The organism is Rhizobium sp. TH135, from assembly GCF_002855515.1.
Taxonomy (GTDB): domain Bacteria; phylum Pseudomonadota; class Alphaproteobacteria; order Rhizobiales; family Rhizobiaceae; genus Allorhizobium.
The window spans coordinates 1-6,696 of record NZ_PKRP01000011.1 but is presented as its reverse complement, the minus strand read 5'-3'; the positions used below and the strand labels follow the sequence as shown (position 1 = coordinate 6,696).

The window sequence follows — 6,696 nt, the reverse complement described above, 5'->3', positions numbered from 1 at the left end:
CACGAAGGCTGAGGGTCAGGCCCTCGTCGATGTTGGCGCATCGGCTTGGGCCGCTTGTCCGGTCATCCGGAACGCGCTTACCCTGGCAGGACCCGAGATCGGGCTCAAGGACCCCGAACTTAAAAATGAGAACGGAGCCGGTACAAGGTTAACGAGGGGCTCACGACGCTTCATGAGCCCCCCTACTCGGAAAGCCGGTGGCGTTGTTCGGTTTTAGCCGGTCAGGCACCCAAACAAAAAAAGGGCCGACAAGCGGCCCCAGGGAAGGTTTGGGGGGAAGGCAATGTTGTCGCCTTCCCGATCTCGACGCCGGTCAGGCCGACATCACTGGCGAGGTCACCTCATCGAGGTTTTCTACCCCAGCCTCGTCCTCGTCCTGATCGTCAAACTCGACCTCGCCCTCGCCCATCTCGATGGTGTCGATCGACGGAACCGCTTCGAGCATCTGCCGGCCTTCGACATCGTCATCGCGGTCGACAGCGTCCCTGACGTCGGGGCTGGTGAGCTTTGCTTTCCGATCCTTCGAGATCGCCCAGGACAGGACGGGCACGGCTTCGCCCTCGAGCCACTTGCGCAGGTCGACCATTTTCGGCCAACGCTCTTTGTCGGACAGTCGCGTTAGTACGGCCTCGACCCGCGCCCATTGGCTGCCATTCGGGAACATCACAAGGCTCTGGTGCTCGCTCCTCGCCTCAGACGAACCGACGAACTGCGCCAGATTGCGAAGTTCGCTTCGAGCGGTGCCTGCCGACAGCATAAGCACTTCCTGCAGTTTTTCCTTATAGAGCCGCTTGGCTTTCAAAGCAGCATCCATGACCCCGATGATCGCCTGGAGACGGGCAAGGAAGATCTTCTGTCCCTCGCGGGATTTAAGTGCAATCAGCGCCTGAAGTCCGCTCACGCCGCCGATGTCATAAGGATTGACGCGGGGTTTTTCCTGGCCATCAGACAGGATGGCCCTGGCATCCGAGACCCGGACCTGACCGTGCTCCTCGGCAAGCTTCAGCACCTGGCGGATTTTGTCCGGCTCCGCATGAGCGATCGTGAACAAGACGGTCGAGCTCACGTTGAGATCGATCATCTCGTCGCGGAACGCCTCAAGGTTCCGCGAGACGGCAATGAAGCCGGTCGCCGTGCGCGCAGCGATCCCGCAACGGCTATGCACCCATTTCGCGAACGTTGGGCCCTCCAGTACATCAGCGACCTCGTTGAGAATGTCGCCGATCAGGAAGGTCTGCTCCGTCGAGCGGCGACCGAGCTCGAAGATGCGCTCGGCCTTGTTCTCGAGAAGGCCCTGAAGTGCTGGATCGATCTTCAGCTTTTCATATGTGAGGGAGGGGGTGGTGGGGGCCTTGGGCTTGGTCTTGGTGGTCATCTGATACTCCGGTTACTCGCTACAATCATCCGACACGCAAAGGCATCGAATGAAGCTATTATCGTCCAGATCATTAAACGATGCAAATCGCTTCCAAAATCACCTCAAGCAACAATCATGCATCTCCATCCAAAACAGACCCAAGAGTTTCCAAAAATACTTACCAACAACGCCAACGTTAACCATACTAATCGAACGATCAAACAATCTTAGTTTCAATCTTAACATTATTACATCAGTAAATCAGCAGAGTCAGGTACATTTTCGCAGTCGGCATGCCCCAGGCTCGCTCGACGGCCACCTTCCATTGGGACGCAAAAAGCATTTTTTCCACGCAGAGGCTGCTCGAAGTATTTTCTCGATCGCCCAAGGTACAGCCGCCAAGGGCTACGGCGACGGCTGGGATGGCTCGCTTTACCCTCAGAAGTCATCACGCGTTTTCTCAAAGTGCCCGTGCATCGAGACAAATTGCGCTTATCTGATTCCGAACTCTGGACATCCGATTCTCAACGCTGGAATGGCGTTTCCGCAAACGCTGTTTGCGCTGGTTCGAGCATCGCGGCACGCCTTGCCTCCCCGACCAGTTCAGCCAGACCTGGCAAGGTGATCGATCTGTGGACACGAGGAGCATTGGCCACCGGTCGCTCCCGTCATTCATCAGCGCTTAAACTCTCGCAGATACCCGTGGCGACTGACGTATTCGTTTCGCGCAGGGTTCAGGAGTTCCGATGAGTAAAACAAGCCAAGTTGCCGCCGACCGGGCCGAGGCCTTGGAATCCGCGCTCAGAACCATCGAGGCGATCGACCAAAGCGCTCCAATGGCGCTCATCGACATCGGGATTGCTCTTTCAGAAGTTTTTGACGAGAAGCCATCATCAGAGGTGCTGTCTTCCATGGCAGAGCGCACTGGGATCAAGCGATCCGTTCTTGAACGGTCTTTGTATGCCGAGTCCGTCCTTACTCCTCATCGCCCGAACCTGGAACGCATGGGCGTGTCTGCAGAAGTGGTGGCTGCTTTGGCTGAAGGGGAAGAGCAGGACGTTGACCGCGGCGTGCAGGCGCTCCAAACCTATGAGGGGATTTCTCTGGCAGACCTGCAAATCCTGATGAACTCGGGCGTCGAACCGAGCGCCTATCAGGTCCCGCACCATGCCCTGCTCCGGTTCGATATGACGAGCATGGAGGAGCTGGCAGCGATGAAGACACGCAGCGGAGTTCGCGTCTTCCGAGAGATGGTCGGCCGCATCATTCAGTTGATCGACCGCCTTGAAGAGGTTGGCTTCAATCACGAAGGGTCCGAAGCCATCCGGAGCCAATTGCATATCGGCTGCGAGCATTTGGAGACGATGATCGGCAACCTGATCCTTCTTCCGCATCCAGTCGTCGGGAGCCGTAGCTTCATCTTTCCAGCGTGGCCGCCCCAAGCGTCTCCGTGGAACCAGCTTCTTGATGGTCTCGGACAGCTCTCTGACATTGGTGAGAACTCCCTGCCTGACCTCGTCAGGGTGCGCGCGATGATGCAGCAGCTTCTTGGGCCTGAAGCGTAAGCTTGATCGCGCCGGTGGGGCATCAGCGCGCAACCCGTTTCAATTTTCAGGCAAGTCATCCTGCCGGTATCTCACATCAAGATAAATTGCGCTCATCTGATTCCGAACTCGAGAGATCCGATTCAGCACTCTGGAAGCACGTTTCCGCAAACGCCGTTTTCGCCGTTGAAGTCATCTCGACCTGTCACGGATTGCCCGCAACCTGCCTCAAGTTGCGCATTCCTGATTCAGAGTTGAGGATTTCCGATTCATCAACCGGGATTTTCGATTCAGAAGCCAGCGAGGTTGCTGCGCTCATGCCTGTCTGGCATGCAGGCCACCTGTTGGAGTGAGGGGACCGCATGGCACGTAAATCGGACGAGATCCGCAATCGCGAACAGCGCGAGCGTCAGCAGCGACTGCGCGATGCCGACAGGAAGGCAAGGCGCCCCAATCGCGACGATGTCGCCCGCACCGCCCTCTTCATGATCGTTTCTGCGATGGCGGCACGTCGGGCGGAAGCGGAACTCGACGAGCTGCAGGATCGCGTCGTCGCTCTTCTGGTAAAACAGGGCTTCGATGAGAGAGCATCGGATGCCGTATTCGATGAGCTTGCCGCCAAATACCGCACGGGCGAGTGGCCGTTTCGTCGGAAGCTTCACCTGGACGAGGCAGACAGTGCCGAACTTGAGGATTGATCAGGTTTCTCGCCTGCCCTTATTCGGTATCTGACAGATGCGCTATCGCGCATCGCCTTTCACAAACCGCGTTTGCAAGATCTGACACGTTCCCCCCGTTACTTCATAAAACGGCGTTTGATTCTGAATCGGATTTCTAGAGGGTTTCGGCCTATCCCGGCGACCGTCGTATTGTTGCGCGCACGCAACACTGCCCCATCTAAGTCAACGGTTGCCAAGCAGTTAACAACCATAAGCTGCCGGTAAATTGCTCAAACTTCTCAGGCAAAGGCGCTGTCCCATTTTGAGAATCGACCGGATTTTGCTCAAGCTGCAGCCATCTAGCCAACAATTACAGGTACTTGCGTGATCGCAGCTCCTGTGTTCTCTGGCTGGCAGCAGTGTTCAACCCAGGCCAGTCCAAGGAACGGAAAGGAGGCGCCCATGTTCGATTACGGCCATGTCACTGGCGCCGTTATGCCGCCGTCAGGAGACCCAGAGTGTCAGACCACGCCCGAGTTCGGGGTCTGCACCGGCCGCATGCCCGAGAAGGCTCTCGGCGCAGATCACCGTCGAATACGACGGCGAAGATCTGTGCACGAAAGGAGCCACTATGCTGCATGCACCCCAATCACCAAGCGGGACGTTCAGGTTCATCTATTCCGAGGATGACAACCGGCGGATCGAGGACTACCACCGGCAAAACGAGGCGGCGGTAGACCGTTTGCTTGAGTTGATCGAGCAAACACCCGGCATTGTGCGGGACGGTTACCACGAGTTCAGGAAGGCGATCTGGGTGACCGTGACCGATCAAGGTTTCACGGCATCGCCCAAGCCGCCACGGCGCAAAGACCTCGTCGGTCCCGGAACATTTATCCAGTTCGAGATCTGCGAGCGCCGTCTGGGTGAGCGCTCTGCGGAAGCCCTGACCGTCGCACACATTGTCGGATGCATGCGCACTAGCGATCTGCTGTCGGTGAACAAGCGCTTGGCAAAGATCGATCATGACGCGGCCCGTGGGCTGTTGATGCAATTCGTATCCGCTGTCCAGCGTCAGGTCTACTTGGCCGCGCACCACATGACGAAGCCGGTCCCCCAACCATAAACACGCGAAGCGCCAGGTCATGACGACCTGGCTCTGGCCGGGGCTCCCAAGCTGTCCCGGCCAGGCTAAGCATGTCTCTCACGCGCAATCTGTTTATGTATGAGCACCAAATGACCAAGAAGGTTTTGTTCTACGCCCGCTATTCCACCGACCGCCAGAACGAGGTCTCGATCGAGACCCAGACGGAACTCGGCAAAAAGTTTGTCGCCGACAGGGACTGGAAGCTGGTCGCGACCTACTCCGACTCCGCAATCAGCGGAACCTCGTTCACCTCTCGCCCCGGCATCCAGCAGCTCTTGGCGCACGTGAAGCGGGAACAGATCGATGTGGTACTCTGCGTCAACGTCGACCGCCTGTCGCGCGATGTGGAGCACACGTCGAAGATCCTGAAGGATCTCAATTTCCAGGACTGCGCCATCTGGACTGTCGAAGCCGGCCGGGCCGTCACCGATATGGAACTGCACATGCGCTCCACGATGAGCCACGAAGTCGTCGAGCAGGGCCGCACGCGCACGCGCGAAGGCATGAAGACCGCAGTCCGTAAGGGCAAGGCCTCGACCTGCCTGGCCTATGGCTACAAGCTCTCGCAACAGCGTGACGAACTCGGCGACCGCATCAGGGGATTGCGGGATATCGATCCCGAGAAGGCTGAGATCGTTCGTCGCATCTTCGTGCTCTACGCCGATGGGATGTCCCCGCGAGACATTGCCCAGCTCCTGAACAAGGAAGGTGTCCCCGGCCCACGCGGCGCCAAGTGGCGCGATACTGCCATCCGCGGCCATGTCAGCCGTGGCACCGGCATCCTCAACAACGAGAGCTACAACGGTCGAACCGTCTGGAACCGACGCAAATATCGTAAGAGCCCACAAACCGAGAAGCGGACTGCGCGCGCCAACGACGCCAGCGAGTGGATCTTCACACCGGCACCGCGAATGCGGATTGTCTCCGATGAACTCTGGCAACGCGTCAAGGAGCGCCAGAAACAAGTTGGCGAGAAGTTCGACTACGGTCAGAGCAACCGGCTCAACACAACCCACCGTCCGGACTATCTTCTCAGCGGCATGCTCCAATGTGCCGAATGCGGCGGACCCTATGCCATCTCGGGCAAGGACCGCTATAGCTGCACAAACCGCAAGAAGCGCCTGCCGATCGACGACCTTGGCGGTGAATGTTGCGGCAACAGCAAGACGATCACACGGCATGAACTGGAAGAGCGCGTGCTCAACTGCCTCCCCGTCGCCTTCTATTCGCTCGAGATCTTCGATCGTGTTTCCAAGAAGATGATCGCCTTCGAGACCGGCAAACTGACGGCGATCCCGTCGCGGAAGGATGAGATCGCCAAGGAACTGTCTGCCATCGCACGACAGCAGAAGAACCTGGCCCAGCAGATTCAGGAACGCCTCGCCGAAGGCCGCCCGCGGCTTGCTATCCTCGATGACCAGCTCGACGAACTTGAAGCAAAACGCGAACAACTCGCCCGAGAACTTGCCACCGTCGAAGAGCCGGTACAGGATTTCAAGGGGAAGATCGAGAAGCTGAAGACGCAGTTCAACCCCGCAAACATCGGGATTGCGATTCGCAAGCTGATCTTCCTCGCCCGCAACAACGCGGATGAAGCTGCGAAGCGCCGGCTGATGCCGATCGTGCGTGACCTCATCCAGACAGTCGTCATCGGCAAGACGCCTGGCCACCAGCCGGCAAGCCTGCAGGTGCATGGCGACATCGCCAACATCATGGCGTCCATGGACGTGATCGATGTCTTGCAGCAGCAGTTCTTCACAGCCGCTCAGAACGATCTGATGACGCGTATGACTTCGGGCGAGATCGACACGGAGGCCAAAAAGAACAAGCTCATCGAGGCCTATATGGATGAGATGTCACGCAAATTGCCGGAGTGGGAGAATTTGCAAGTCTCGGTGGTTGCGGGGGCAGGATTTGAACCTGCGGCCTTCAGGTTATGAGCCTGACGAGCTACCGGGCTGCTCCACCCCGCGCCAAGAGCGTAACAACTGA

The 6,696-nt window shown here is 58.0% G+C and carries 6 protein-coding genes and 1 tRNA gene; 5 read left to right on the top strand and 2 right to left on the bottom strand.

Annotation, left to right across the window (positions count from 1 at the left end; all coding sequences use genetic code 11):
• Positions 1 to 313: 313 nt before the first annotated feature.
• Positions 314 to 1,375 carry a hypothetical protein gene (locus tag C0V73_RS22885; protein ID WP_102022331.1) on the bottom strand — a complete coding sequence of 354 codons (1,062 nt, stop codon included), beginning with the start codon at positions 1,373 to 1,375 and terminating at the stop codon, positions 314 to 316.
• A gap of 728 nt (positions 1,376 to 2,103) precedes the next feature.
• Here C0V73_RS22885 and C0V73_RS22880 point away from each other — a divergent pair.
• From C0V73_RS22880 to C0V73_RS22865, 5 genes are all read left to right on the top strand, one after another.
• A complete protein-coding gene (locus tag C0V73_RS22880) occupies positions 2,104 to 2,922 on the top strand; it encodes a hypothetical protein (protein ID WP_102022330.1) in 819 nt (272 codons plus the stop codon).
• Between the two features lie 2 nt (positions 2,923 to 2,924).
• The gene (locus C0V73_RS22995) at positions 2,925 to 3,254 is read left to right on the top strand and encodes a hypothetical protein (protein ID WP_143708373.1); all 330 of its coding nucleotides are present in this window, start codon (positions 2,925 to 2,927) and stop codon (positions 3,252 to 3,254) included.
• Positions 3,255 to 3,263: 9 nt separating this feature from the next.
• Positions 3,264 to 3,599, top strand: coding sequence for a hypothetical protein (locus C0V73_RS22875; RefSeq protein ID WP_102022329.1), 336 nt, complete (start codon positions 3,264 to 3,266; stop codon positions 3,597 to 3,599).
• Positions 3,600 to 4,191: 592 nt separating this feature from the next.
• A complete protein-coding gene (locus C0V73_RS22870; protein WP_102022328.1) occupies positions 4,192 to 4,683 on the top strand; it encodes a hypothetical protein in 492 nt (163 codons plus the stop codon).
• A 71-nt stretch (positions 4,684 to 4,754) separates the two neighbouring features.
• The gene (locus C0V73_RS22865) at positions 4,755 to 6,644 is read left to right on the top strand and encodes a recombinase family protein (protein WP_348627207.1); all 1,890 of its coding nucleotides are present in this window, start codon (positions 4,755 to 4,757) and stop codon (positions 6,642 to 6,644) included.
• Here C0V73_RS22865 and C0V73_RS22860 read toward each other — a convergent pair.
• A tRNA-Met gene (locus tag C0V73_RS22860) sits at positions 6,601 to 6,677 on the bottom strand. The two genes, C0V73_RS22865 and C0V73_RS22860, sit on opposite strands and share 44 nt — an antisense overlap.
• Between the last annotated feature and the right edge of the window lie 19 nt (positions 6,678 to 6,696).

What these genes read in the sequence shown, in the direction of transcription:
- C0V73_RS22875 (WP_102022329.1), top strand. Translation starts at nt 3,264, where the DNA reads ATGGCACGTAAATCGGACGAGATCCGCAATCGCGAACAGCGCGAGCGT.
- C0V73_RS22885 (WP_102022331.1), bottom strand. Translation starts at nt 1,375, where the DNA reads ATGACCACCAAGACCAAGCCCAAGGCCCCCACCACCCCCTCCCTCACA.
- C0V73_RS22870 (WP_102022328.1), top strand. Translation starts at nt 4,192, where the DNA reads ATGCTGCATGCACCCCAATCACCAAGCGGGACGTTCAGGTTCATCTAT.
- C0V73_RS22865 (WP_348627207.1), top strand. Translation starts at nt 4,755, where the DNA reads ATGTCTCTCACGCGCAATCTGTTTATGTATGAGCACCAAATGACCAAG.
- C0V73_RS22880 (WP_102022330.1), top strand. Translation starts at nt 2,104, where the DNA reads ATGAGTAAAACAAGCCAAGTTGCCGCCGACCGGGCCGAGGCCTTGGAA.